Source organism: Mordavella massiliensis (assembly GCF_016902415.1).
In the GTDB taxonomy this organism is placed as follows: Bacteria; Bacillota; Clostridia; order Lachnospirales; family Lachnospiraceae; genus Merdimonas; species Merdimonas faecigallinarum.
In genome coordinates this window covers 1-26,079 of the sequence record NZ_JACJLV010000011.1, presented here as the reverse complement: position 1 = coordinate 26,079, position 26,079 = coordinate 1, and the positions used below count along the sequence as shown (strand labels likewise).

Here is a 26,079-nt window from a genome sequence, read left to right as displayed (position 1 = left end):
CAAACCTAATTTAAGGTAGCAAGCACTGCGCCGGCCTCGATCGCGTCTCCGACTGCCACATTGATGCTTGCAACGGTTCCGTCTTCCGGTGCAACGACTGGGATCTCCATCTTCATCGCTTCAATGATCACGACTGCGTCGCCTCTCTTTACGCTGGTGCCAACGCCCGCCTCGATCTTAAATACCTTTCCGGCTGCTCCTGCTTTCACCTCGATGGCTCCCGCCGCACTTGCCGGAGCCGCCTTGGGCGCCGGCGCTGCCTTCGGAGCCGCCTTAGGTGCCGCAGCTTTTACCGGCGCTGCCGGAGCCGCTCCCTTTTCCTCAACTGTCACATCGTATACATTTCCATTCACTGTAATCGTATAATTTTTCATGGTTTCTATCCTCCTGTTTCCTATGCTTTCCATTTATTTGACGGTCTGCGCCTGATACTGCGCACCACAAATCCATCGGTTCCCGCGCCTTCCGCCGCGGCGATCGCAGCCGCGATCACGGCCACCAGTTCTTCATCCGCCAGAAGATCTTCTGTTCCGGCGCTCTCTGACGCGGCCGGCTCCACAGCTTCTATGGCGGAAGCATCCCCGGCTTCCTCTTTTTTCGGCTTCTTTGTAAAGAAATTACCAAGAGCCGGTATATATTTCATAAGAGAAATGATGATGGAGATAAAGATCAGCACCACAAATACCGTTCCCATTCCAAGGATGGTATTAAGTCCCGCTTTCTCCAGGATCTCTCCCATACTGTACTGCGCAGATACATTCAGCGAATCCAGACGGGAATCCGCGTCATATACCACTTCGATCTCTGCATCCCGTTCCGCGAATTCGCCCATGGCCGTTACATGGATCTCGTCTCCTTCTGTCGTAATGGCAAAATCTCCGTGACCCATGTATTCGCCGCACTCGTCAATGGCAGCCGGCCATGCGTCCAGAGCCCCGATAAATCCTTCCGGCGTAAACGGAAGCCCCGACTGCATCAGCTGGTACTCCAGCGCGTAATCCGATAAAGACTTCCACTGCTCTGTCACCGTCTCATCCGCCCCGGCACAGTACTGGATCAGTACCTCCGTAGACTCTTCCAGCATGTCTTTGTCATACTCCATGGTATCAGCAGACGTGCAGGCCGTGACCAGAAATGCAGTCATTACCGTACATAGCAAAACACTCAATCTCTTTTTCACTTGCCTCACCTCTCTAAACTGTTCCATGCATTTTTGCCGGACGTTCTTCCCGCTTGGTAAACAGCATCTCAAACGCTCCGATCACATATTTTCTGGTGTCTGCCGGCTCGATGATGGTATCCACATAGCCTCTGGACGCGGCAGATACCGGACTGTTCTGCAGTCTGTCGTATTCGGAAGCCTTTTCCCTTATCACTGCCATATCCTCGCCTGCATACATGATCTTTGCAGCCAGGGTGGCGTCCATCATACCGATCTGGGATCCCTTCCATGCATAAACCATATCCGCTCCCACAGACTTGCTGTTCATCGCCACATAGGCGGAACCAAACGCTTTCCGGGTGATCACATTTACTTTGGGCACCGTGGCGTTTGCAAATGCATAGGTCAGCTTTGCGGCTGCCTTTGCCAGATGCTTCTCGTCATAATCACTGGCCGCAAAGCCTTCCACATTCGTAATCGTCAGCACCGGAATATGAAATGCATCACAGAAAGTCACAAACTCCGCCGCCTTCTGCGCGCCGTCTGCTGACAAAGATCCGTCAAACGCTTCCACAACCTCTGCATTCTCGTCATAGACCTTGCTGCGGTTTGCCACTGCTCCCACGGTCATACCGTTCAGCTTGATAAACCCGGTCACCATATCCCTTGCAAACTGTCTCTTTGTCTCAAAAAAGACGCCGTCGTCAGAAATCTGGGAAAGCACGATCGCAGCGTCTTCCGCCGCATTCTCGATCCCGCCGCACACACGGTTCAGATCATCGCTACAGTCTTCGTAGGAAACATCTTCCTCATTATTGCAGGGAAGCATCAGGATCAGCTCCCGGATCTGGGATAAGATCTCTTCCTCTGTGCCTGTCCCGTCCACCAGTCCGGTATGCTCGCTCTGGAATGCCGCGGAAGAAGTATCACATCTTGAAATCTCATTTCCCGGAAGCGCATTGGGGGAATTCACAAACAGTTTTCCCTTTTCTTCCATAAAGGTAAAATCTGTCAGGCCCGGCACCACGGAAAGTCCGCCGCCGCAGGATCCAAAGATCGCCGTGATCTGCGGGATCACACCGGAAGCCAGCGCCTGCTTCTGGTAAAGCATGCCAAACGCCTCCAGAGCATCTGAAGCCTCCTGAAGCCTTAAGCCCGCACAGTCGATCAGCCCGACAACAGGCGCTCCCATCTTCATGGCCATATCATAGATCCTGGCAATCTTCTTTGCATGCATCTCTCCCACCGCTCCGTTTAAAACAGAAGCGTCCTGGCTGTAAACATAAACCAGATTGCCGTCGATCACACCGTAACCGGTGATCACGCCGTCTGCCGGAGTCTCTTTGTCCGGCATGTTAAAATCAGTTGCCCTGGCTGTCACCGCGCCGCCGATCTCAACAAAGCTTCCCGCATCCAGAAGACCTCTGACCCGTCTGAATGCAGCCTTTTCCGTTGACATGTTGCCCATATGTCTTTCCCTCCATTATATAAATATTTTAAATCTGATCACTACTTTTCCGTTAATCCAGAAAATGCAACCAAAATTTCTGCCAATTTATATTATATAGGTATCTTTTCCAATCCGCAAGAAAAACAGAACGGATTCTAAAAAAAATATTAACAAAATCTTAAATTCGCATTGTACTTTAGTCTAAATTGTGCTATAGTTCTCATGTTGAATTTGATACGCAGGGGGAAAACTTTATTTGCGTTCAGATTCTCGTTTTCATTTTTCACTATATTAATTGGAGGGATAAAAAATGGAAAACGTAAAACACAAAAGACCATTTGGCTTTTACGTTTGTGCGCTTGGATTCACATTTGAGCGTCTTGCGTTCTACACAGTGAAATATCTGTTGGCCATCTGGATCGCAACCGAAGCAGCTTCCGGCGGTCTTGGACTTTCCGATACCCAGGGTGCTGCAATGAGCGCTTCTTTCGTAGCGTGGACGTACATCACACCGATCTTTGGCGGTTACATTGCCGACCACTGGATCAGCCCGAGAATCTGTGTTCCTGTCGGAATGATTCTCATGGGACTTGGATACCTGTGTACATGGAAGGCTGATTCTCTTGCTCTTGTATGGGCAATGATCATCCTGGTATCTGTAGGTACTGGTTTATTCAAGGGTAACCTTTCCGGTATCAACGGACTTCTGTTCCATGACGCTGAGGAACTGAACTCTGCATTCAGTATTCAGTACTCCTTCGTAAACATCGGTTCCTTCTGTGGTACTACTTTCATCGCTATGCTGGCTACCACAGGCCTGTTCGGAATCAAGACCAGCTTCAACACTGTATTCTTGATCTGTGCAATCTTCCTGTTCATCGATGCCATCTGGTTCATCGCTAACGGAAGAGCTCTTGGCGATGCCGGTAAGAAACCGTTCAAGGCTGACCAGCGTGATTTCGAAACAGCTGGTACTGCTGCAAAAGAGAAGGGCGAAAGCGCTCCTCTTACCTCCGGTGACTGGAAACGAATCATTGCTATCATTCTTGTAACTCTGTTCTCCGCACTGTTCTGGATGCTGTGGTACATGGCTTACATGCCGGCATACTACCGCTTCGGATGGGGCGATGGTGCAGACTACATGAACCTTGCAAACTGGCAGATCGGATCCTTCACGATCCCGACTTCCTGGTTCGACTCCGTAAACGCACTGGTATGTATCATTCTTGGTCCTACACTGGCTGTTCTTTGGGACAAGCTGGCTAAGAGACCGCAGGGCGACCTGAGCATGTTCAAGAAGACAGCTCTTGGTATCATCCTGGTAGGTATCTCCTACATCGTAATGGTTGTTGCTGATATGATCGCATCAGCCAACGGACAGTGCTCCGTATTCTGGCTTGCACTTGTATGTCTGTTGATGTCCGTAGGTGAGATGGTATTCTCCCCGCTTGGAAACTCTTTCGTATCCAAGCTGGCTCCGGCTAAGGTTCTTGGTCTTCTGCTTGGCTTCTGGCCAATCGCGGTATTTATCGCACAGCAGATTTATCCGGCTCTGTACGACTGGTTAAAGACCATCAGCTTCACTGTTGGTTACGGCGGACTTGCTGCTATCATGATCGTCCTGGGTATCATCCTGTGGGCATGCAGCGGCAAATTGGATGAAATGGAAAAAGCAGAATAATTTTATTCATAGCTTACGAAAAAGCGATTGCAGCAATGCAGTCGCTTTTTCACTCATAAACTATATTTACATAAGGAGGTCTTTCTATATGAGTACAGCAAAAAGAGTAGAGAAGCTCCGTGCTCTCATGGCTGAGAAAGGCATGGACGCCTATGTGGTCCCCACCGCTGATTTTCATCAGAGCGAGTATGTCGGCGAACACTTTAAGGCAAGAAAATTCATCAGCGGGTTCAGCGGATCTTACGGAACCGCAGTCATCACAAAGGATGACGGTGGTCTGTGGACCGACGGACGTTACTTCTTCCAGGCGACAAACGAACTGGAAGGCAGCGGCATCCGTCTGATGAAGATGTTTGTAGGCGACACCCCGTCCGTCACAGAATTTCTGGCAGATGTTGTTCCGGAAGGCGGAACCGTCGGTTTTGACGGACGTGTCATGTCCATGGGCGAGGGCGAGGAATTTGAAGAGGCTCTGACACCAAAGAACATCAAGATCAACTATTCCGAAGACCTGATCGACGAGATCTGGGAGGACCGTCCGCCTCTTTCCGAGAAGCCGGCCTTCTTCCTGGAAGAAAAGTATTCCGGAGAAAGCACTGCTTCCAAACTTGCAAGAGTCCGTGAAAAGATGAAAGAAGCAGGCGCGGACATCCATATCATCGCATCCCTGGACGACACCTGCTGGCTCTTAAATGTAAGAGGCGACGATATTGAATTCTTCCCGCTTCTCCTCTCCTATTCCATCGTGACCATGGACAGCGTGGAACTGTATGTGGACGAGCGGAAATTAAATGATCAGATCCTGGCGGAATTTGCAAAGAACAATGTTCACATCCATCCTTACAATGATATTTATGAGGATGTCAAGAAGCTGGATCCGTCTCTGACCGCTATGATCGACCCCATGAAGATGAACTATGCGCTGTTTAAGAACATCCCCTGCAAGACCGTAGAGGCAGCCAACCCCGAGATCCTTATGAAAGCCATGAAGAATCCGGTAGAGCTGGAAAACATCAAAGAAGCCCATATCAAAGACGGCATAGCGATCACCAAATTCATGTACTGGGTAAAAACAAGATTTGATAAAGAAAAGATCACAGAACTTTCCGCCGCAGACAAGCTGACCAGCCTGCGCGCTGCTCAGGACGGATACATCCGCGACAGCTTCGAGCCTCTGTGCGCATTTGCCGATCACGCGGCCATGATGCACTACTCTCCGTCTCCGGAAAGCGACGTAGAGTTAAAAGAAGGAGCTTTCTTCTTAAATGATACAGGTGGCGGATACTACCAGGGTTCCACTGACATCACCAGAACCTTTGTCCTTGGCTCTGTTGACCAGCAGATGAAGAAATACTTCACCGCAGTGGTCCGCGCCATGATGCGTCTGTCCCGGGCAAGATTCCTCTATGGATGCTACGGATACAATCTTGACATCCTGGCCAGAGGACCGATCTGGGATCTGGATCTGGATTTCCAGTGCGGTACCGGTCACGGCGTCGGATATCTTGGAAACGTACATGAACCGCCTACAGGCTTCCGCTGGTACATCGTTCCCAGCAAGAACGAACACCATCAGCTGGAGGAAGGCATGGTCATCACAGACGAACCAGGCATCTACGAGGACGGCCAGTTCGGTATCCGTATTGAAAACGAATTTATCGTAAGAAAAGGCGTGCAGAACAAGTACGGACAGTTCATGTATTTTGAAACGATCACCTTCGCTCCTATCGACCTGGACGGCATCGATCCGGAAGAAATGAGTAAAGACGAGCGTGAGTGGCTGAACAATTACCACAAAGACGTTTATGAAAAGATCGGCCCGCATCTGACCGATGAAGAAAGAGAATGGCTCAAAGAATACACAAGAGCGATCTAGGATAAGACAGGCCCCGGCTTTATGAAAGCCGGGGTCTTCTTTTTCATCCGAAATCTTCCGGATTTTCCACGAAATTCCATCTGGTTTCATTGTATTTTCACACAAAAAGTGTTATAATAGCGGGAGATGAAAAAGGGGGAAATTCTAACGTGAAACCAGAAAATAAAATCCATGCCAGACCATTTTCTATCCTGTGCGTTCTCATCTCCGCAGGTCTTGCACTTTTTGCTCCCTGGGCAGTGATCCGTGGAAACACGCTGACTCTGCCGGAGCTTTTTTTTGCCATTTTTTCCGCAGGAGGCATTGAAGCTTTTGTAGATTCCGGAGATACCGCAGCCTTCGCCACTCTGGCCATGACCTACGTAGCCGCCCTGTCGCTGATCCTGTACGTGATCTATGGGATCCTGCTGATCCTGAAGAAAAAAGTCCGGCTTCTGGGATACATTTCGTATTTCTTATATTTTGTTTATATCTGCGCCTATATGACCTTCCAGGGCCACGAAAGTGGTTTTGCCCTGCCGTTTTGCGGACTGGTGATGCTGATAGAATTTATGATATTCACCTATCTGGAGCAGAGCAGCGAGATCAACCGCAATTACCGGATGCTAAAACAGCGGGAACGGGAAGAACGCGCCGAGCGGAAGCGCCGTCTTTATTTCCCCGGAAAATATCCGCCGGACTTTGTCCGCGTGATCCGCACGAATTTTAAATATAACTGGAAGAATTACATCCTGTTTATCTTATGCGGCATTCTCTGCTCTGCTTTCCTGACTGTGGCCTCTGGAATGAACCGCATGCTGACAGATATCCACTCTGCGGAAGATGTGGTCCTTGGCACCGGGCTTCAGCAGATCCTGTACCGCTCCATCGGACTGATCCTGTTTACCGGCATATTTATGACAGCCTTTGTCTTCTCTTATTACATTAAAAGCCGGATGAGCGATTACCGGATGTTCAGCGTCCTGGGGATCCGTTCTGCCACATTATCTTTTATGATCATGGCGGAATATGTCACCAGCCTTCTGATCTCTCTTGCCTGCGGAATGATCCTTGGCACCGCCGGTCTTTTCGGCCTGCGCTTCATCCTGGCAAAAGAACCGGACGGCTATGCCGTGATCAGCTCCCTGGGCCCTGACGTCTATATCATTGCCATCATCGCCTACTGCATCATCCTTCTTTTTGCGACCGCCATCAATTACGAATCTTACCTGCAGATCCGGAATGCCTTTGGCGCTATCAGATCCGTACAAAAAGAAAAAATCCCGCAGAAATGGAGATGGCTGATCCTGCTGACCCTCCTTGGCGTCGATCTCATACACAGCAGTATTACCGGCTATGAAGAAGTCAGCATTCTGAACGCAGTCCTCTTCCTTCTGGGCATATACTGCCTTTTGAACAGCCTGGCTTCCCTGCTTCTGAAATGGACGTCCGCGTCGGACCGCCGCTATTTTAAGCAGGTGCTGCCCCAGATTCCCTGGCAGTACCGGTTCCGGAAAAATGTGCGCTATCTCTTCCTTTTGACAGCCGCCCATTTTTTTGCCTTAAATCTTTATTTATTTAATCTGGGAAGCAATCTGATCGCTGCGCCTGCAGAAGATCTTCTGCCCTATGATTTTGTAGTGATGGCATATCAGGATGACCAGGATACCATTGACCGGCTGTCCGCCGAGTATGAGGCGGATGTCCTTGAGTATCCCATGGTCAGGATGACGGTTCCCTCCGGAACTTCCTGGGACTTTATGGCTTCCATCGTGACCTATGCTCCTCCCGGACAGTACGTGGGAATCTCAGAAAGCACCTACCGGGACCTTTATAAGGCTCACGGACTTGCCGAACCGGATGATCTTGATCTGGGAGACCACGAGATCCACGCCGTGATCCAGCAGGACAGCTCCTTTGCCCGCAGAAAACTGGACATGACCTCCGGCGCTTCCATGCAGGATCCCAGTGTAAACCGCGCGTCCTATGATTCCGTAAATATGAAGCTTGGACGGCCCCAGGATCCTTCGGACTGGGAATCCTGGTCTGTAAAGAGCTATGAGATCAGCATCCTTACCGGCATGCTGCAGCGGGGCGCTCAGGAGAACCTGATGGTGTTATCTGACGAAATGTTCCGGCAATGTGCCGAGGCATCCCCGGGCGGACCTTCCAGTCTCTGCCTGGTAACCTGCGCTCCGGAAAACTACAGCAGGATCGATCAGGCCCTTTTGCCGCTTCGCACCACCCATGCCGATGATGAACAAGTGGACATGGATATCCGGGTTTATTACGGAAAGAATCAGCTGGTCAACGACATCATTTCCGAGCGTTATTCCAAAATCGCGCTGTACGGATTTGTATTCCTGATGTTTACCACCTGCGCCCTGTTCCTGGCTTACGTAAAATTCTCCTATGATACGGAAGATATCCTGAACCGTTACCGGCTGTTTTCCTTTACCGGCATGCCGGAGAAAGAACAGATGCGCACCATTGGAAAAGAAATGTGGGGATTCACTCTCCCGCCGCTCATCATCAGCGTCGCAGGAGCCGTCCTTTTCCACATCCTGACCTTTGATATCCGTATGTACAGTACCGGTCAGATCCGGGATTATCTGGCAAGCGCCGGCGTGATCGGCCTTTTATATCTCATTCTCCAGCTTCTGTGGACCGGCTGGCTGGTACATCAGATGCGAAAGAAAATCCGAAAGAACAACCGGTAATATTTCAAATAAAGAGAGGTATCTTCCATGTGTATTTTAAAAACCGAACATTTGATCCGAAACTATACTATGACCGGTGCATCTGCACAGACCAGCACCATCCACGTTCTGAAAGACATTGATTTTGAAGTGAAAAAAGGAGAATTTGTCGCCATCATGGGAAAATCCGGGTGCGGGAAAAGCACATTTTTAAAGCTTCTGGGCATGATCGAGCGTCCCACCGCAGGCGCCATCTATTTTGACGGCATGGACACAGAAGAACTCTGGAAAGACGAACTTGCCGACATCCGCAGACGCAGGATCGGTTTCGTCTTCCAGGACTTCTACCTTCTGGACAGCCTGAACGTCCGGAATAATATCCTCCTGCCCATGATCCTTGACAAAGCCGATTCCCAGGTAATGAAAGACAAAGTCGCAGAACTTGCCGGACGCTTCGGCATCGACCATCTCCTTCTGAAAGCGCCCTACGAACTGTCCGGCGGCGAAAAACAGCGGGCCGCCATCTGCCGCGCCCTCATCAACGACCCGGAACTGATCCTGGCAGACGAGCCAACCGGAAACCTGGACTCCCGCTCCGGCCAGATCGTCATGGACGCCCTGAAAGAAATCAACGAAGACATGCACAAGACCATCATCATGGTCACCCACGACCCATACTTTGCCAGCCTGAGTAAACGGGTGGTCCTCCTCAAAGACGGAAAAATACTGGACACATTGCTCCGTCAGGAATTAGGCGAAGGATTTTATCAGAAAGTATTTGAGTATACAACGAAACTATAATGTGACAGGGGACGTAGACCTTTGCAAAAGGTCTACGTCCCCTGTCACAATTTGTTCACATTTATTTTTTCTTTTTCTTATTCTTCGGCCGGTAGGAATTCTGTCTGTCCCGGTATTCGGAGAGGTGATTATCTTTCTTCTTCCCTCCGCCATCTTCAAATTCAGGCTTCAGGATCGTGTCCCCGCCCAGGATCAGCACCGCGATATCTATGGCGAATACGAACAGTGTCAGATATTCCTGCGGGATAAAGGTAAGGAAGGGCTTGAGAAGTTCCATGGTACACACGACCACTGCCGCCAGTCCGGCATAGGTGATCAGCGCATACATCCGGGTTCCCCCGCCGGTTTTTTTGTTTTCCATCAGCCGGTAGGCGCCGCCCATCAGGAACATGGCCCCTACGATAACTCCTGCGATCAACATCATACTCTGTGGTTCCTCCTGCTACATAAACATGTTGTGGGTTCCCACGTAGCGGATGCCGTCCTCAAAGACTCTCTCGCCGCCCAGAGTTACCAGTTTCACATCGTTTAAGCAGGTAATGTCTTTGCTTAAGTCGCCGCCGACTACCAGAAGGTCTGCATCCAGTCCTTCTTTGACCAGTCCTCTCTCGTTTTCCACGCCAAGGACTTTGGCCGGGTTGGAGGTGGCTGTCTGGATCGCCTGCGCCGGTGTGATGCCGTACTCTACCATGTACTGCAGCTCTCTTGGAAGCGGCAGGAACGGAGACTGATACATAACCATGTCGGTTCCGGCGATCACGGTAACTCCGGTATCATAAAATTCTTTGAAATGATCCCTGTATGCCTTATAAGCCGGCTCGAAATACTGGTAATCCTTCATCTCTTTTTGCATCACCGGATCGTTGACCGGCTTGCCTGCATTTTTCTCCAGGTTCTCTTTGCAGATATCATATAATAAAGTATATGCCATAATGGTTGGCGTCCAGGCAATGCCCTTTTCCGCCATCTGTTTTGCATGGTCCAGAGTCATAAAGGTGGCATGCTCAATGGTGTCAAATCCGGCGTCAATACACATCTGGATCCCCGGATTGGTTCCTGCATGTACGCCGCACTTGATGCCTCTTCTGTGGCATTCGTCAACTGCCGCGTTCAGCTCTTCCTGAGTCAGTTCCGGAATATGGGAACGGTGAGTGGTCAGCACTTTCACCCATTCCGCGCCGTCACGCACCTGCTTGCGGATCTCTTTTCTTACTTCCCATGGTCCGTCCACTTCTTCCACTTCGTCCCATGCATGGCCGCCGGTCATGCAGATACCGGTATCGGTGTGGGTGATCCTTGGGATCTTTACAAATCCTTTTTCCGCTGCAAGCTTTAAGTTCTTGCACACACCGTGGGCGGAAGACATATCACGCACAGACGTGATGCCCCGTTCAAATGCGGACTGCGCATGCTGCAGCGCATACAGCATGATCAGCTGCGGACCATAGTTAAAGGTATCCGGCTGGGAATAATAATATCCCAGATGGGCGTGCATGTCGCACAGTCCCGGAAGAAGGGTGGCTTCCCCGTAATCCTTGACTTCCTCCTCAGGATACGCCTTTGTCAGTTCCTCTTTGGACGCGATCTTCTCAATCTTGCCGTCCTTTGTCAGAACTGCCTTGTCTTCGAGAACGGTCTTGCCGTCCCCGGTCATCAGATACTTTGCACAAATAATCATTGTACTACAACCTCTTTTCTTTTGACATTTTATTATTTCTGATTCCGATATTGCATCGGAGTCATTTGATAAGCTTTTTTGAACAGGCGGTTGAAATGCTCCACATTCTGGTATCCTACCGTCAGAGCGATATTTTCTACCGTCATATTGCTGCTCTTTAACAGGGCCTTGGCCTTTTTCATGCGGATCTTCTTAACCAACTCCCCAAAAGTCATGCCGGACTTTTCTTTGATGTATTTGGAAATGTAAGGCTTGGAGAGATAGAATCTCTCGGCCAGGTCATCCAGAGTAACGTCAATGTAATTGGCCTGGATATAATTCATGATCTCCAGCATTCTTTCGTCCTTGCAGGCCTTGGCGCTGCCGATCTCGTCGATCTTGTTGACCGCCACGGTCAGCGCTTCTATGGAAGCCTTGATGATATCCGGGTCAATGCCTGTGCCCCAGAAGGTCTTGCCCTTGCAGATCACGCCCACGTAAGCCACCGCCTTGGAGGAAGATCCCTTGGTCAGAGAATGCTCCTCATAGAAGGTCAGTTCATAACTGATATTAAAATACTGCTTGATGGCGTTGCTGACTGCGTCCAGACGTCCGTTTCCGGTGGCTGTGATCACCCGTCTTTCACCGCCGTGATTGATGGTTGCTTCTGCGGTAATGCCGTCCACCTGTTTGAAATGACATTCATCAATGTGAAACACCGGCTTGGTGTTAATATAATTATCGGAGAAGATCTGATATACCCACTCCGGATTCAGCTCTTTATGCGCCTTATCCGATACGTCTTTGACCAGATATCCCACTTCTTCTCTCATCTGCTTGGGCAGATTGATGCCGTGGCTCTGCTTCAGGATATAGTTTACGCCGCCCTTTCCGGACTGGCTGTTGATGCGGATCACGTCGGAATCATATTTTCTTCCCACATCCTGGGGATCAATGGGCAGGTACGGAACCGTCCACTTGTCGCACTTCTTCTCTTCTCTCCAGGCCATTCCCTTTGCGATGGCATCCTGATGGGAACCGGAAAATGCAGTGAACACCAGGTCTCCCGCATAAGGCTGACGGGGATCCACATGCATCCTGGTCAGTCTCTCATAGGTCTCCCGGATCTCTTTCATATTGGAAAAATCCAGTCCCGGATCCACGCCGTGGGAGAACATGTTCATGCCCATAGTTACCACGTCCACGTTACCGGTACGCTCTCCGTTGCCAAACAGCGTTCCCTCGATACGCTCCGCGCCGGCCAGGATGCCAAGCTCCGCCGTCGCCACGCCGCAGCCCCGGTCGTTGTGGGGATGCAGACAGAGGATCACGCTGTCCCTGTATTTCAGATGCTTATTCACATATTCCAGCTGACAGGCAAATACATGCGGCATGGCATTCTCCACGGTGGTGGGAATGTTGATGATGGCTTTCTTCTCCGGCGTGGGTTTCCACACGTCCAGAACCGCGTTGCACACGTCTACCGCATAGTCTACTTCTGTTCCCGGGAAACTCTCCGGGCTGTACTGGAAGGTAAAGTTGCCGTCCGTTTCATTTGCCAGCTTCAGAAGAAGCTCCGCGCCGTCGATCGCGATCTTCTTGATCTCTTCTTTATCCTTCCGGAATACCTGCTCTCTCTGCGCCACGGATGTAGAATTATAAAGATGGATCACCGCGTGAGGCGCTCCCTTGACCGCCTCAAAGGTCCGCTTGATGATGTGCTCTCTGGCCTGCGTCAGCACCTGTACCGTCACATCATCAGGGATCATGTTCTTCTCGATCAGCGTCCGCATAAACTGATACTCTGTCTCAGAAGCCGCCGGGAATCCCACTTCGATCTCCTTAAATCCGATATCTACCAGCATCTGGAAAAACTCCAGCTTTTCTTCCAGGCTCATGGGCTCGATCAGCGCCTGATTGCCGTCTCTTAAGTCAACGCTGCACCAGATCGGAGCATGATCGATGTATTCCTTTTTCACCCAGTCATAGGTAACTTCCGGAGGCATAAAGTAGCCTCTCTCATACTTCTGGCAATTTTTCATGTACACAACCTCTCTTTCTATCCCAAACAATAATCATCAATTTTATTGTCATATTTTAACACTTCTTTATCCTAACACAGATAAAAGAAAAAGGAAAGTGGTGTTTTTAATCACTTTCCTTGATCTATATTAATTCTGTTCCAACGACCGTTTTTTCGTGATCGTTACCTTTTCTTCATAGCATGCAAAGATACCATCCGTGATCTTCGGATCCGGCTTTTTCGTCACCAGGCTCACCACCGGCACCACCAGAAGACCTGCCAGCATGGCCGCCGCTCCTGCGTTGATCGGAGACTCAATAAACGGCACAAAGAGGTTGACGGTGGTGATCCCCACGCCGGTCGCAAAGCTGGCCCACACAGCCGCTTTTGTCGTCCGCTTCCAGTACAGCCCGTAGAGGAAAGGCGCCAGGAAGGATCCAGCCAGCGCTCCCCAGGATATCCCCATCAGCTGGGCGATAAATGCAGGAGGATTCAGCGCCAGAAGTACGGAAACTGCGATAAAGAACACGATCAGGACCTGCATGACCCGGATCAGCTTTCTGTCCTCCATCCGCCTGCACAGGTTCTCTTTTAAAAAGTCCAGCGTCAGTGTGGAACTGGAAGTCAGCACCAGAGACGCCAGCGTGGACATGGATGCGGACAGCACCAGCACCACTACGATCCCGATCAGAAGATCCGGCAGAGCCGATAACATATGAGGAATGATACTGTCATAGATCACATTTCCGGAGCCATCGTAAATGGCCGGATCGTCAAAGAGTCTTGCAAAACCGCCCAGAAAATAGCATCCGCCGGACACCACCACTGCAAATATGGTAGAGATCACTGTTCCGGTATTGATGGATTTTTCATCCTTGATCGCATAAAATTTGCCGATCATCTGCGGCAGTCCCCAGGTTCCAAGAGACGTCAGGATCACGACTCCCAGCAGGTTCACCGGATCCGGCCCGAAAAAGGAGGTAAAGGCTCCGGGCTGTCCCAGTGTCACCGGCACATCGCTGGGGATCTGCGCCATCTTCTGCACTGCCTCCAGAAATCCCCCCTGTCCGGAAAGGACCGCGCCGATCACGATCACAATGCCGGCCAGCATAATAATGCCCTGGATAAAATCATTGATGGCCGTTGCCATGTAGCCTCCCAGGATCACATAGATCCCGGTAAAAACGGCCATCCCCACCACGCACCAGGCATAGGGAACATGAAAAGCCATCTCAAAAAGCCGGGATAATCCATTGTAGATGGAAGCGGTATACGGCACCAGGAAGATAAATACAATGGCAGAAGCCGCGGTCTTTAATGCTTTGCTCCCATAGCGCTCTCCAAAAAAGTCGGGCATGGTCCGGGAATTCAGATGCTGCGTCATCACCTTGGTGCGCCGTCCTAACACAACCCATGCAAGAAGACTTCCGATCACCGCGTTCCCGATCCCGATCCAGGTACTGGAAAGGCCGTATTTCCATCCAAACTGTCCGGCATACCCTACAAACACAACTGCAGAAAAATAAGAGGTCCCATAAGCAAAAGCAGTCAGCCAGGGCCCCACCGAACGGCCGCCCAGCACGAATCCGTCTACGCTCATGGCATGCCTTCTGGAATAGATCCCCACGGCTGCCATCACTGCAAAAAAGATTACCAGCAATACAATTTTAACTGTCATAACGATTCCTCTTCTTTCTTTGTTGTTGTGTGTTTTTTTCGCACTTTAAACCGTTGCGCTTTAAAGTGTGAAAGTTTCTGGTCAAAAATATAACACAGAACCGTTTCTGTGTCAACTTTCTTTTCTATATTTATTTTCCATATTGTTCAGAAATGTTTCTAAAAAAGAGAGCGCGTGACCTGGCACGCCCTCTCTTTTTTTTACTCTTCTTTCATTTTCTCCACTCTCTGCTGTACCGTCAGATTAAAATTCTGCACCTTTCTGGCATAGGGTTTTCCCATATATTCTGAGTGGAGCAGGAAATCTGCCGTAGCCAGGTTATTTGCCACCGGGATATCATAGACCACAGCGATCCGCAGCAGGGCCTTCACATCCGGGTCATGGGGCTGTGCTTCCAGCGGATCCCAGAGAAACACCATAAAATCAATCTGCCCCTCCACGATCTTGGCGCCGATCTGCTGGTCGCCGCCTAAGGGACCGCTGTTATAGCCCTTCACCGGCAGTCCCGTCTTCTCCGAGATCAGGCGGGCCGTCGTACCGGTGCCGCATAAAAAGTGGCCTTTCAGGATCTCTTTGTTCCTGTCGCACCATTCCACCATCTCTTTTTTCTTTCCGTCGTGGGCTACCAGCGCGATATGTTTTGCTTTTTCCATCTCAAAGGTTACATATTCCATTTCACTCATGGCCGTCCGTCCTTTCTGCTACTGCTTCTCTACAATCTCTCCCTGTTTCTTGTAAATGCTTTCCGCAGGCACAAATCCGCGCACACTGGAAAGCGGATAAATATTGGATTTCTTTCCCACAACACTTCCCGGATTCAGGACAGTGCCGCAGCCTACCTCCACCTCGTCGCCTAACATGGCGCCGAATTTCTTCATGCCTGTCTCAATCGGTCCTTCCGGGGTCTTAAGCACTACCAGCTTTTTGTCGGATTTCACATTAGAGGTAATGGAGCCTGCGCCCATATGCGCCTTATAACCGAGAATGGAATCACCCACATAATTGTAATGTGGAACCTGTACTTTATTAAAAAGGATCACATTTTTCAACTCTGTGGAATTACCGACTACCGCCCCTTCGCCTACGATCGCGTTTCCACGGATAAAAGCACAGTGGCGTACCTCCGCGTTCTTCCCGATGATCGCCGGCCCGTGGATATAGGCGGATGGAAATACATTGGCTGATCTTGCGATCCACACATCTTCTCCAACCTTCTCGTATTCTTCTTCCGGAAGGGTGCTGCCAAGTTCCAGGATAAAATCATGGATCTTCGGGAGTACCTCCCACGGATACTCCACCCCTGCAAAAATGTCTTTTGCAATTGTCTCTTCCAGGGTGTATAACGCGTCTACTGTTAATTCCTTCATAGTCTACTGCTCACTCCTTTTCTTTTTTCCCCCTCTGCCGCGCGAAGCGCTCCGCCCCGCTGCAGATGGTTTCTTATAATAGGCCGCCGCTTTGTCATAGCAGGTCCGAAGCTGCCCTTCGTTGTGAAGGTTCTTCACGCCCTCTGTGCGGCTGATGATAAACTGGTCCAGCTTCTGCATGTATTCTTCCTGGGTGATCTCCCCGTCCGCCACATAGGTCAGACCTTTTTCCCAGCTTGCTGTCAGCTCCGGATTCAAAAGCGAACGGATGGAATGATCCACCACGTCATAGATCATCTCTCCCTGAAGGGTAGGTGTTACGATCTGCGTCTTTTTGTTCAAGGCCAGATACTGATTATGAAACAGCTTTTTCAAGATCTCTCCTCTGGTAGCGCTGGTGCCGATCCCGCTTCCTTTGATCTGGGAACGAAGTTCCTCGTCCTCGATCAGCTGCCCGGCATTTTCCATGGCAAGGATCAGGGATCCTGAATTATAACGCTTTGGCGGAGAGGTTTTTCCCTCTTTGATCTCCAGGGCCTGGACCGGAAGGGTGCTTCCCTTCCTTATTGATTGTATCGCGGTCCAAAATGCATCGTCAACACTTTTTTCTTCTTCCGGTTTTCCTGCGGCTTTGAGATACCCTTCCTCCAGAAGGACTCTAAAGCTTGCGAAAAAGGATTCTCCCCGGACCTGTACGGTCAGAGATACCTTCTGGTACACGGCGGGCGGATAAAAGACGCTCAAAAATCTCCGCACGATCACATCATAGACCTGCGCGGACAGACGGGGAACCGCTTTTAATGCGCTGATGCCCTGCCCGGTGGGAATGATGGCGTAATGGTCCGTGATCTGTTTATCGTCTACGTACCGGGTCTTTGCAAGCCCTTTATAAGAGCCAAGAGCCAGGATATCCTGAAGAAACGGACCCGCAGGCTCATACTTCATCAGGCCGTTCAGGTTTTTGTGGATCTCTTTGGCCACTGCAGAGGATAAAACCCTGGCATCTGTTCTGGGATAGGTGACCAGCTTCTTCTCATAAAGCTCCTGTACGATCCTTAACGTCTCATCCGGGCTGATCTTAAATCTCCTGGAGCATTCATTCTGCAGCTCCGCCAGGTTAAAAAGAAGCGGCGCATATTTCTTTTCTTTCTTTTTTTCTGTCGCAGTGACTGTTCCTGTAACCGGAGGTTCCTCCGTCAGATACCGGATCAGTTCCCTGGCCTTTTCCTCTTCCTTGAATCCATTTTCCTTATAAAGATCAAAGGATTCAAACCAGCGGGAGCCTTTGACTGCGCGCCACTCTCCCTCAAAGGTATGGCCGGCCTCTCCAAACTGCCCGGTCACCCGGTAGAAGGGCGTCTGGACAAATTCCCGGATCTGGCGTTCCCTTCTCACCACCATGCCAAGCACACAGGTCATAACCCTGCCCACAGAAACCACCGAATACCTGGTGTTCAGGTAATTCGCGATACTGTTGCCGTACTTGAGGGTCAGAAGTCTGGAAAAATTAATGCCCATGAGATAGTCTTCCTTGGCCCTGAGATAGGCGGACGCAGACAAATTGTCGTATTCTTTCAGGTCTTTTGCTTCCCGGATGCCCCGCAGGATCTCTTCCTCTGTCTGGGAGTCGATCCAGACTCTCTTTCTGGTCTTGCCCCGGACGCCGGCCTCCTGCTCTACCAGACGGTAGATATACTCTCCCTCCCGCCCGGAGTCAGTACAGACATAGATGGTGTCCACATCCGGCCGGTTCAGGATCCCGGCAACGATCCGGAACTGCTTCGCCGTTGCAGGGATCACCTCATACCGGAAGGTATCCGGTATAAAAGGCAGAGTCGTAAGACTCCACCTTTTCAAACCGGGATCATAGGCTTCCGGATAACTCATGGTCACCAGGTGTCCGACGCACCAGGTCACAATGGCGTCGTCTCCTTCCAGGTATCCGTCCTGTCTTTTGGTTTTTAGCTTCAATGCCTTTGCAAATTCCTGCGCCACACTGGGCTTTTCGGCAATGTAGACTGATTTCCCCATAGATTATCTGTATACTCCTTTATCCGCGAAAAAGGCCTGCCAGTTTCTGCAGGAAGTTCTCCCTCTTCTCCGGAGCTTCCTTCTTTGCGTGCAGCGCTTCCTCCATAAATACTGCCTGGGAATCTATGAAGGGCTGGGACGCCTTTTTCTTTCTGTAGGTGCCGTCGCTTTGCAGCACCCTGGCTTTTACATTATCACTGAGCATGACTTTCATGTAGTGATTGATCTGGTTTCGGATGTCTTTGTCCAGGATCGGACAGGCCACCTCCACCCGCTTCTCTGTATTCCGCGTCATCATATCAGCGGAACCGATGTAGATCTTCTGTTCTGCCCCTGTCCCGAAGCAGAAGATCCTGGGATGCTCCAGATATCTTCCTACAATGCTCATTACCCGGATATTCTCGGTATAGCCCGGAATGCCCGGAAGGATGCAGCAGATGCCCCGGACGATCAGATCGATCTTGACGCCTGCACAGGAAGCCTTTGAGATCTTCTCGATGAAATCCACATCCGTCAGAGAATTCATCTTCATCACGATCCGCCCGTTCTCGCCTTTGGCAATCTCCTCATCAATCAGACGAAGGATATTGGGCTTCAGTGACGTAGGCGACACGATCAGGTTCTGATAAACTCCGTTCAGATTGCCGATCGACATGTTTTTAAAGAATTCCGCCGCGTCCCGGCCAATCTGTGGATCCGCCGTCATCAGCGAAAGATCTGTGTACATGGCCGCTGTCTTTTCATTATAATTCCCGGTTCCGATCTGCGTGATATACTGGATATCGTTCCGGTTCCGGCTGGTGATCAGACAGATCTTGGAATGGACCTTGTAGCCCTCCATTCCATAGATCACCCGGATACCGGCTTCCTCCATCCGCTCCGACCACTCGATGTTATTCTGTTCATCAAACCGGGCCCGCAGTTCAATAAGAACCGTAACCTCCTTGCCATTTTCCGCCGCGGCGCAGAGGTATTCCACCAGTCTTGCCTTCCTGGCCAGACGGTAAATGGTGATCTTGATAGTCAGTACATTGGGATCGTAAGCCGCCTCCTTGATCAGCCGCAGGAACGGATTCATACTCTCATATGGATAAAACAGAAGGATATCCTTCTTACGGATCTGCTTCATCATGCTGCCGTCCTGCACATGGCAGGAATCCTGGGGCACAAAGGGCGGGTAAACCAAAGACCGCTTCATGGAATCCGGCAGGTCTCCCGCGATCGAAAAGATATAGGAGAGCTTCATGGGCATCCTGGTACGGAAGATCTGTTTCGGAGAAATCTTAAATTTCTCACAGAAATACTTTTCCATCTCCGGTTTCAGCTTTTCTGCAGTCTCCAGCCTTACCACCGCCATCCGGCGCCGTTTGTGGAGCGTCTCCTTCATCAGGTAGCGGAAATCCTCCGTCACCTCCAGGGACTCGTCGTCCGGCGCAATGTCCGCATTTCTGGTCACGCAGATATAGTTCGCCTCGGACACCTCATACTGGTCAAAGACCAGGTTCAGATACTCCATGATCACCTTTTCCATCCGGATATAACGGATGTCATGTCCCGGAAGGTACAAAATATCCGAGATAAACTGGGGAACCGGGACAAGGCCCAGGGTGTGGACCTCCTTGGAACCCTTGTTTTTCTGGGTAAGATTTGCAGTTACATAAATCTCTTTATTCAACAGATGGGGGAACGGATGGTTCGCGTCCACGATCTGCGGAGACAGCACCGGCAGGATCTGTTCTTTGAAATATTTTTTTACATATTTCTTCTCCTGCTGCTCTAATTCCTTATAATCCAGCCCGCAGATGCCGTATGGGCTTAACTGCTTCTTGATCTCCGCGTAGGTCTTGTCTCTTTCTTTATAAAGAGGCGCCGCTGCTTCAAAGATCTGCTCCAGCTGCTCCCGGGGCGTCATCCCGGATCTGCTGTCTCTGGTATCCGCATCTGTGTGCGCCATGTCAAAAAGACTGCCCACCCGGATCATGAAAAATTCATCCAGATTGCTGGTAAAGATGGCCACAAACTTCATGCGTTCCAGCAGCGGTACTGTTTCATCCCTGGCTTCCTCCAGGACCCGCTGATTAAACTTCAGCCAGGAAAGCTCCCTGTTCTGTGTATAATTCATTTGTTCTGTTCCCATGTGAACTCCTTTATGGCTATTTTGCCTGAATATAACCTTTGGCTGTCAGGGCCTCCGCGCACAGGACTGCTCCGCCGGCCGCGCCGCGGATCGTATTGTGGGAAAGGCCGATAAATTTATAATCGTAAATGCTGTCTTCCCGGAGACGTCCGATGGAAACTCCCATGCCGTGTTCGTAATCCACGTCCAGATTTACCTGCGGACGGTCATCCTCTTCCATGTAGCGGATGAACTGCTCCGGCGCGCTTGGAAGCTTTGCCTCCTGCGGGAATCCCCGGTAGCTGGTAAGTTTCTCGATCAGTTCTTCTTTTGACGGCTTTTTCGCAAAACGGATAAACACTGCCGCCGTATGGCCGTTCAGCACCGGAACGCGCACGCACTGGCAGGTGATCTTCGGTCCCTGTGCCTTTACGATCTGGCCGTTCTCAATATGGCCCAGCACCCGCAGCGGCTCCTGTTCGCTCTTTTCCTCTTCTCCGCCGATATAGGGGATGATATTTTCCACCATCTCCGGCCAGTCCTTAAAAGTCTTGCCTGCTCCGGAGATCGCCTGATATGTAGTTGCAACCACTTCTGTGGGTTCGAATTCCTTCCATGCTGCCAGACAGGGCGCATAGCTCTGGATTGAGCAGTTCGGCTTTACAGCGATAAATCCTCTGGTCGTTCCCAGTCTCTTCTTCTGGTCGGCAATCACGTCAAAATGATCGATATTGATCTCCGGGATCACCATCGGCACGTCCGGCGTCCAGCGGTGCGCGCTGTTGTTGGACATCACCGGAGTCTCTGTCTTTGCATAAGCCTCTTCAATGGCCCGGATCTCATCCTTGCTCATATCAACCGCACTGAATACAAAGTCTACTGTCTTTGCCACTTCTTCCACTTCATTTACATTATGAACGATCAGGTTCTTTACTGCCTCCGGCATCGGAGTGGTCATTTTCCACCGTCCGCCTACAGCCTCCTCATACGTCTTTCCTGCGGAACGGGGGCTCGCAGCCACTGTTACCACCTCAAACCAGGGATGGTTCTCCAGAAGAGAAATAAATCTCTGTCCTACCATACCTGTTGCTCCTAAAATTCCGACTCTTAATTTCTGATCCATTTGCACTCACTCCTTCTTCTTAATTCTCTTCCAGATAGGTCCGGTAGATCTCCAGAACCTGTTCCATCGCTTCTTTTCCCGGAGCTCCTGTGGTCACTCTCCGGTTCACACAGGTCTTCAGGCTGATCGCCTCATAAATGTCTTCTTCAAATACATCGGAGATCTTCCGGTACTCTTCCAGCGGAAGATCATCCAGGGCGATGTTCTTCTCAATACACAGAAGAACCAGCCGTCCTACGATCCCGTGGGCGTCCCTGAAAGCGACGCCGTGGTTTACCAGATAGTCCGCCACATCCGTGGCATTGGTAAATCCATGTCTGGCGCTCTCTTCCATCCGGTCCTTGTGATACTGCATGGTTTCCAGCATGCCGGTAAACAGCGTCAGGCAGTGTCTGGCCGTGTCAATGGCGTCAAACGCCCACTCCTTGTCTTCCTGCATATCTTTATTATATGCCAGCGGAATGCCTTTCATAGATACCAGAAGCGCATTCAGCGCCCCGTAGACCCGTCCCGTCTTACCTCTGACCAGTTCCGCGATATCCGGATTCTTTTTCTGCGGCATGATACTGCTGCCGGTGCTGTATGCATCATCAATCTCCACAAACTGATATTCATTGGAATTCCAGATGATCACCTCTTCTGAGAACCGGCTCAGATGCATCATGATCAGGGACAGATCCGACAACAGTTCCACAATGTAGTCCCTGTCAGAAACACCGTCCATACTGTTCAAAGTCGGCCCGTCAAAGCCAAGCAAAGACGCCGTGTACTGCCGATCCAGGGGATAAGTGGTCCCGGCCAGAGCCCCGGATCCCAGCGGGCAGGTATTCATCCGCTTCTCAAGATCCCTGAGTCTCTCATGATCCCGCTTGAACATTTCAAAATACGCGCCCAGATGGTGGGCCAGTGTGACAGGCTGCGCCTTCTGCAGATGGGTAAATCCCGGCATGTAAGTCTCCAGGTTCTCCTCCATTGTGGACAGAAGCACCTGCAGAAGATCCCGCAGAAGGTCGTCCAGCTTGCGGACCTCGCTTCTTACATACATCTTCATATCCAGAGCCACCTGGTCGTTGCGGCTTCTTCCGGTATGCAGCTTCTTTCCCGGCTCTCCGATCCGTTCGATCAGCGTCGCCTCTACAAAACTGTGGATATCTTCGTATTTCTCGGAAATGGAAAGTTTCCCGTTTTCCACATCGCTTAAGATCCCTTCCAGACCTTCTATGATATCCTCTTTCTCCGCCTCGGTCAGAATGTTCTGCCTGGCCAGCATCATCACATGGGCAATGCTCCCGCGGATATCCTCTGCGTACAGTCTCCGGTCAAACCGGATCGACGCGTTAAAATCATATACTAACTGATCCGTTTCTTTGGTAAAACGGCCGCCCCATAATTGTGCCATCTCTCTACTTCCTTTCTCGTTCCCGCATGGAAAATTCACAGCCACAATAGTCCTGCCGGTACAGCCCGTATTCCTTTGACAGCTCGATCGAGCGTTTGTAGCCGTTCTTTTTCTTAAAATCCGATACCAGATAGCTGACGCCGTACTCCTTCGCAAGCCTTAAGCCGATCTCATTTAACCAGGCCGCATTCTTTAAGGGACTGATGGTCAGCGTGGTGGTGAAATAATCAAAGCCGCCGGCTTTTGCCACTTCCGCAGCCTCCCGAAGCCGCAGCTCATAACATTTCATACAGCGCGCTCCGCCCTCTTTTGCATCTTCCAGTCCCGCAGCCATCTGATAGAACCGGTCCTTATCATAAGGCCCCGCGATAAACGACACCGGATGTTTGACCCGCATCCGGCTGATCAGCGTCTGCTGTTCCAGTATCCTCTTGGTATATTCACTTTCAGGAAAAATATTGGGATTGTAATAAAAAACCGTGATACAAAAATACTGGCTGAGATATTCCAGCACGTAACTGCTGCAGGGCGCGCAGCAGCTGTGAAGCAGAAGACCGGGCGTCTTTTCCTCTTCCGACAGACGCGCCAGAAGCTTATCCAGCTCTTTTTGATAATTCATCCAACTCATTCTCCTTAAGGTTTCTAGCGTTACTCTTGAATTATACCCGTTTCCGCAGATTCTGACAAGTGCAATCCGCCGGGAAAATGCCGGTTCCGGCACGAAACATGCCATATCTGCATAAAATAAGATATAGTCTTTTTACGGAGGTTTCTATGGACCAGGTATTAGAGTTGAAACATGTCTGCTATTCTTACCATACACTGGACGGGGAAACACCTGCCCTGTCTGACATTTCTTTTGCTGTAGAAAAAGGAGAATTTATCGCCGTGGTGGGACCGTCCGGCTGCGGCAAGACCACACTGCTGTCCTTGATCGCCGGCCTGCTTACGCCGGAAAAAGGCCGGATCCGCATCAATGGAAAAGAGGTGACGGAAAGCACCACCAATGTCGGCTACATGCTGCAGCACGACGAGCTGTTTGAATGGCGCACCATTTATCACAACGTCGTACTGGGACTGGAGATCCAGCACATGATGACGGCAAAAACCAGACAGCGCGCCATCGACCTTCTGGACTTCTACGGCCTCGGGCAGTTCAAGAACGCCAGACCTTCCGAACTCTCCGGCGGCATGCGCCAGCGGGCGGCTCTGATACGCACCCTGGTCCTGGAACCGGATCTTCTGCTTCTGGATGAGCCGTTTTCCGCCCTGGATTACCAGACCAGGCTTCATGTAGGAGATGATATCGGCCAGATCCTGCGGCGGGAAGAAAAATCTGCGGTCCTCGTTACCCACGATCTTTCCGAAGCAATTTCCCTGGCGGACCGGGTGATCATCCTCTCCGGCCGTCCCGCCTCCATCCTGCAGACCATCCCCCTGGTCTTTGACCTCAAAGACGACACCCCTTTACACCGCAGAAACGCCCCGGAGTTTAAGACGTATTTTCAACTGATCTGGAAGGAGCTGAATTCCCATGCATGAACTCTCCGCAAGTCAGCAGAACTATCTGCGGCTCCACCGGAAGCACCGGCGCATTGTCTGCATTTCCAGAGTCCTGATCCTCCTTGGCTTTCTTCTCCTCTGGGAGTTTACCGCAACAGCGGGGATCATTGATTCATTTATCTTCAGCAGTCCTTCCAGGATCGCCCTGTGCTTTCTGGAAATGACCCGGGACGGCACGATCTTTCTCCATACCGGCGTAACCTTATTTGAGACGCTGATGAGCTTTTTTCTTGTAACCGTAACCGGGATCCTGTCCGCCACGGCTCTGTGGTTCAGCAGAAAGCTTTCCGAGATCCTGGATCCTTACCTGGTGGTCTTAAACAGCCTGCCCAAATCCGCTCTGGCGCCTTTACTGATCGTATGGCTCGGTGCAACAAAGACTACCATCATCGTGGCCGGCATGTCGGTAGCCATCTTCGGGAGCATCCTGAATCTTTATACCAGCTTTACCACCGTGGACCCGGGAAAGATCAAGCTGATCTACACCCTGGGCGGCAGCCGCTTCCATGCGCTTGCAAAGGTTGTGCTTCCCAGCAGCGTACCTGCCATTCTCAGCAACATGAAGGTCAACATCGGCCTCTGCCTGGTGGGCGTGATCATCGGCGAATTTCTGGCTGCCAGAAACGGACTGGGATATCTGATCATCTATTCCAGCCAGGTCTTTAAAATGGATTGGCTCCTGATGTCCATTGTGCTCCTGTGCATCATGGCCATGGCGCTGTACGCCCTGATCAGCCTGCTGGAACGCTGGTGCCGGAAGCGGTATTAAAACCGCTCCGGCAAATATCAGCCGGCAAATTCTCTATAATTCAAAAAAGTTCTTGCAATAATCCAGAAATCCGCTATAATATTATTTGCGGTTGATAAACAGACCGCTTTATCTTTCGCTGGAATAGCTCAGTCGGTAGAGCACTTCACTCGTAATGAAGGGGTCGTCGGTTCAAGTCCGATTTCCAGCTTAAAAAAGGGACATCGGTCAATACCGATTTTTTTCAAGGGCAGTTGTGACTCGCTTGAGTCACAACTGCCCCTGTTTTGGACTATCTATTTCCCGACAGCCCCTTTCTAATCTTTGTTCATCTATAATCTACTTCAAAATTTTCTGCACCTCATCTGGCGATATTCCAGTCTCCGCTGCAATCTCCGCCTCCGTACAGCCTTCTGCTGACAAACGGAAAACCTTCTTTGCCAAGGCTACTCCAGATTCTCTGCCTTCTGCCAGTCCGGCTTCTCTACCTTCTTTTAACGCATCCTGATACCATTCTTCCAATGCCTGACACATATTCACACGCTCCTCCTTCTGCATCGCTTCCACCTCTTTTATCCCATTTTCCATATTCAAAAAGCTGCACAGCGCCTGATAAGTCTCCGCATCTACACTGCTGAAATACTTTTCGTTCTTTTGTATATATCCCTGCAGCTCCTTCCTTCTGCCCCTATATTTTAACATGCCCAGTACCTGTTGTAAATCTTC

20 protein-coding genes, 1 tRNA gene and 1 pseudogene are annotated in these 26,079 nt (G+C 50.6%); 7 read left to right on the top strand and 15 right to left on the bottom strand.

Annotation, left to right across the window (positions count from 1 at the left end; genetic code table 11):
- Nucleotides 1–5 precede the first annotated feature (5 nt).
- The 3 genes from H6A13_RS04870 to H6A13_RS04860 are packed head-to-tail and all read right to left on the bottom strand — an operon-like array spanning nt 6 to nt 2,630.
- The gene (locus H6A13_RS04870; protein WP_204908494.1) at nt 6–374 is read right to left on the bottom strand and encodes a biotin/lipoyl-containing protein; all 369 of its coding nucleotides are present in this window, start codon (nt 372–374) and stop codon (nt 6–8) included.
- Nucleotides 375–394: 20 nt separating this feature from the next.
- A complete protein-coding gene (locus tag H6A13_RS04865; protein ID WP_338043011.1) occupies nt 395–1,180 on the bottom strand; it encodes an OadG family transporter subunit in 786 nt (261 codons plus the stop codon).
- 13 nt (nt 1,181–1,193) lie between these two features.
- Entirely contained in the window at nt 1,194–2,630 is a 1,437-nt protein-coding gene (locus H6A13_RS04860; protein WP_204908493.1) for an acyl-CoA carboxylase subunit beta, read from the bottom strand.
- A gap of 292 nt (nt 2,631–2,922) precedes the next feature.
- Between H6A13_RS04860 and H6A13_RS04855 the strand changes: the two genes are divergently transcribed.
- The 4 genes from H6A13_RS04855 to H6A13_RS04840 all read left to right on the top strand — a co-directional run bounded on the left by H6A13_RS04855 (nt 2,923) and on the right by H6A13_RS04840 (nt 9,648).
- On the top strand, nt 2,923–4,293 hold the full coding sequence (locus tag H6A13_RS04855) for a peptide MFS transporter (RefSeq protein ID WP_204908492.1): 1,371 nt from the start codon (nt 2,923–2,925) through the stop codon (nt 4,291–4,293).
- Nucleotides 4,294–4,381: 88 nt separating this feature from the next.
- The gene (locus H6A13_RS04850) at nt 4,382–6,169 is read left to right on the top strand and encodes an aminopeptidase P family N-terminal domain-containing protein (protein WP_204908491.1); all 1,788 of its coding nucleotides are present in this window, start codon (nt 4,382–4,384) and stop codon (nt 6,167–6,169) included.
- A gap of 149 nt (nt 6,170–6,318) precedes the next feature.
- Nucleotides 6,319–8,868 (top strand): FtsX-like permease family protein, encoded by a 2,550-nt coding sequence (locus tag H6A13_RS04845; RefSeq protein ID WP_204908490.1) that lies wholly within the window; start codon nt 6,319–6,321, stop codon nt 8,866–8,868.
- Between the two features lie 27 nt (nt 8,869–8,895).
- The gene (locus tag H6A13_RS04840; RefSeq protein ID WP_204908489.1) at nt 8,896–9,648 is read left to right on the top strand and encodes an ABC transporter ATP-binding protein; all 753 of its coding nucleotides are present in this window, start codon (nt 8,896–8,898) and stop codon (nt 9,646–9,648) included.
- Nucleotides 9,649–9,709: 61 nt separating this feature from the next.
- Here H6A13_RS04840 and H6A13_RS04835 read toward each other — a convergent pair whose 3' ends face one another.
- The 11 genes from H6A13_RS04835 to H6A13_RS04785 all read right to left on the bottom strand — a co-directional run bounded on the left by H6A13_RS04835 (nt 9,710) and on the right by H6A13_RS04785 (nt 23,670).
- On the bottom strand, nt 9,710–10,072 hold the full coding sequence (locus H6A13_RS04835; RefSeq protein ID WP_204908488.1) for a hypothetical protein: 363 nt from the start codon (nt 10,070–10,072) through the stop codon (nt 9,710–9,712).
- An 18-nt stretch (nt 10,073–10,090) separates the two neighbouring features.
- On the bottom strand, nt 10,091–11,326 hold the full coding sequence (locus H6A13_RS04830; protein ID WP_204908487.1) for an amidohydrolase family protein: 1,236 nt from the start codon (nt 11,324–11,326) through the stop codon (nt 10,091–10,093).
- Nucleotides 11,327–11,358: 32 nt separating this feature from the next.
- On the bottom strand, nt 11,359–13,347 hold the full coding sequence (locus tag H6A13_RS04825; protein ID WP_204908486.1) for a 2-isopropylmalate synthase: 1,989 nt from the start codon (nt 13,345–13,347) through the stop codon (nt 11,359–11,361).
- 129 nt (nt 13,348–13,476) lie between these two features.
- Nucleotides 13,477–15,006 (bottom strand): sodium:solute symporter family transporter, encoded by a 1,530-nt coding sequence (locus tag H6A13_RS04820; RefSeq protein WP_204908485.1) that lies wholly within the window; start codon nt 15,004–15,006, stop codon nt 13,477–13,479.
- 200 nt (nt 15,007–15,206) lie between these two features.
- Nucleotides 15,207–15,689 carry a methylglyoxal synthase gene (locus H6A13_RS04815; protein ID WP_204908484.1) on the bottom strand — a complete coding sequence of 161 codons (483 nt, stop codon included), beginning with the start codon at nt 15,687–15,689 and terminating at the stop codon, nt 15,207–15,209.
- 18 nt (nt 15,690–15,707) lie between these two features.
- Complete coding sequence (locus H6A13_RS04810) at nt 15,708–16,373, bottom strand: acyltransferase (protein ID WP_204908483.1); 666 nt, start codon at nt 16,371–16,373, stop codon at nt 15,708–15,710.
- A 3-nt stretch (nt 16,374–16,376) separates the two neighbouring features.
- Nucleotides 16,377–18,404: a DNA topoisomerase gene (locus H6A13_RS04805; protein WP_204908482.1), complete on the bottom strand. Its 2,028-nt coding sequence runs from the start codon at nt 18,402–18,404 to the stop codon at nt 16,377–16,379.
- 19 nt (nt 18,405–18,423) lie between these two features.
- Nucleotides 18,424–20,541: a polyphosphate kinase 1 gene (ppk1, locus tag H6A13_RS04800; protein WP_204908481.1), complete on the bottom strand. Its 2,118-nt coding sequence runs from the start codon at nt 20,539–20,541 to the stop codon at nt 18,424–18,426.
- Between the two features lie 16 nt (nt 20,542–20,557).
- Nucleotides 20,558–21,643 (bottom strand): aspartate-semialdehyde dehydrogenase, encoded by a 1,086-nt coding sequence (asd, locus tag H6A13_RS04795; protein WP_204908480.1) that lies wholly within the window; start codon nt 21,641–21,643, stop codon nt 20,558–20,560.
- A gap of 19 nt (nt 21,644–21,662) precedes the next feature.
- A complete protein-coding gene (argH, locus tag H6A13_RS04790; RefSeq protein WP_204908479.1) occupies nt 21,663–23,042 on the bottom strand; it encodes an argininosuccinate lyase in 1,380 nt (459 codons plus the stop codon).
- A 4-nt stretch (nt 23,043–23,046) separates the two neighbouring features.
- Nucleotides 23,047–23,670: an epoxyqueuosine reductase QueH gene (locus H6A13_RS04785; protein ID WP_338043010.1), complete on the bottom strand. Its 624-nt coding sequence runs from the start codon at nt 23,668–23,670 to the stop codon at nt 23,047–23,049.
- A 146-nt stretch (nt 23,671–23,816) separates the two neighbouring features.
- Between H6A13_RS04785 and H6A13_RS04780 the strand changes: the two genes are divergently transcribed.
- From H6A13_RS04780 to H6A13_RS04770, 3 genes are all read left to right on the top strand, one after another.
- Nucleotides 23,817–24,584: an ABC transporter ATP-binding protein gene (locus H6A13_RS04780; RefSeq protein ID WP_204908477.1), complete on the top strand. Its 768-nt coding sequence runs from the start codon at nt 23,817–23,819 to the stop codon at nt 24,582–24,584.
- Nucleotides 24,577–25,374 (top strand): ABC transporter permease, encoded by a 798-nt coding sequence (locus H6A13_RS04775; RefSeq protein WP_204908476.1) that lies wholly within the window; start codon nt 24,577–24,579, stop codon nt 25,372–25,374. Before H6A13_RS04780 ends, H6A13_RS04775 begins: the two co-directional genes overlap by 8 nt.
- Before the next feature lie 117 nt (nt 25,375–25,491).
- Nucleotides 25,492–25,564, top strand: a tRNA-Thr gene (locus H6A13_RS04770).
- Nucleotides 25,565–25,692: 128 nt separating this feature from the next.
- Here the strand turns inward: H6A13_RS04770 and H6A13_RS04765 are convergent.
- Nucleotides 25,693–26,079: pseudogene (locus H6A13_RS04765) on the bottom strand (hypothetical protein); the annotation flags it as partial.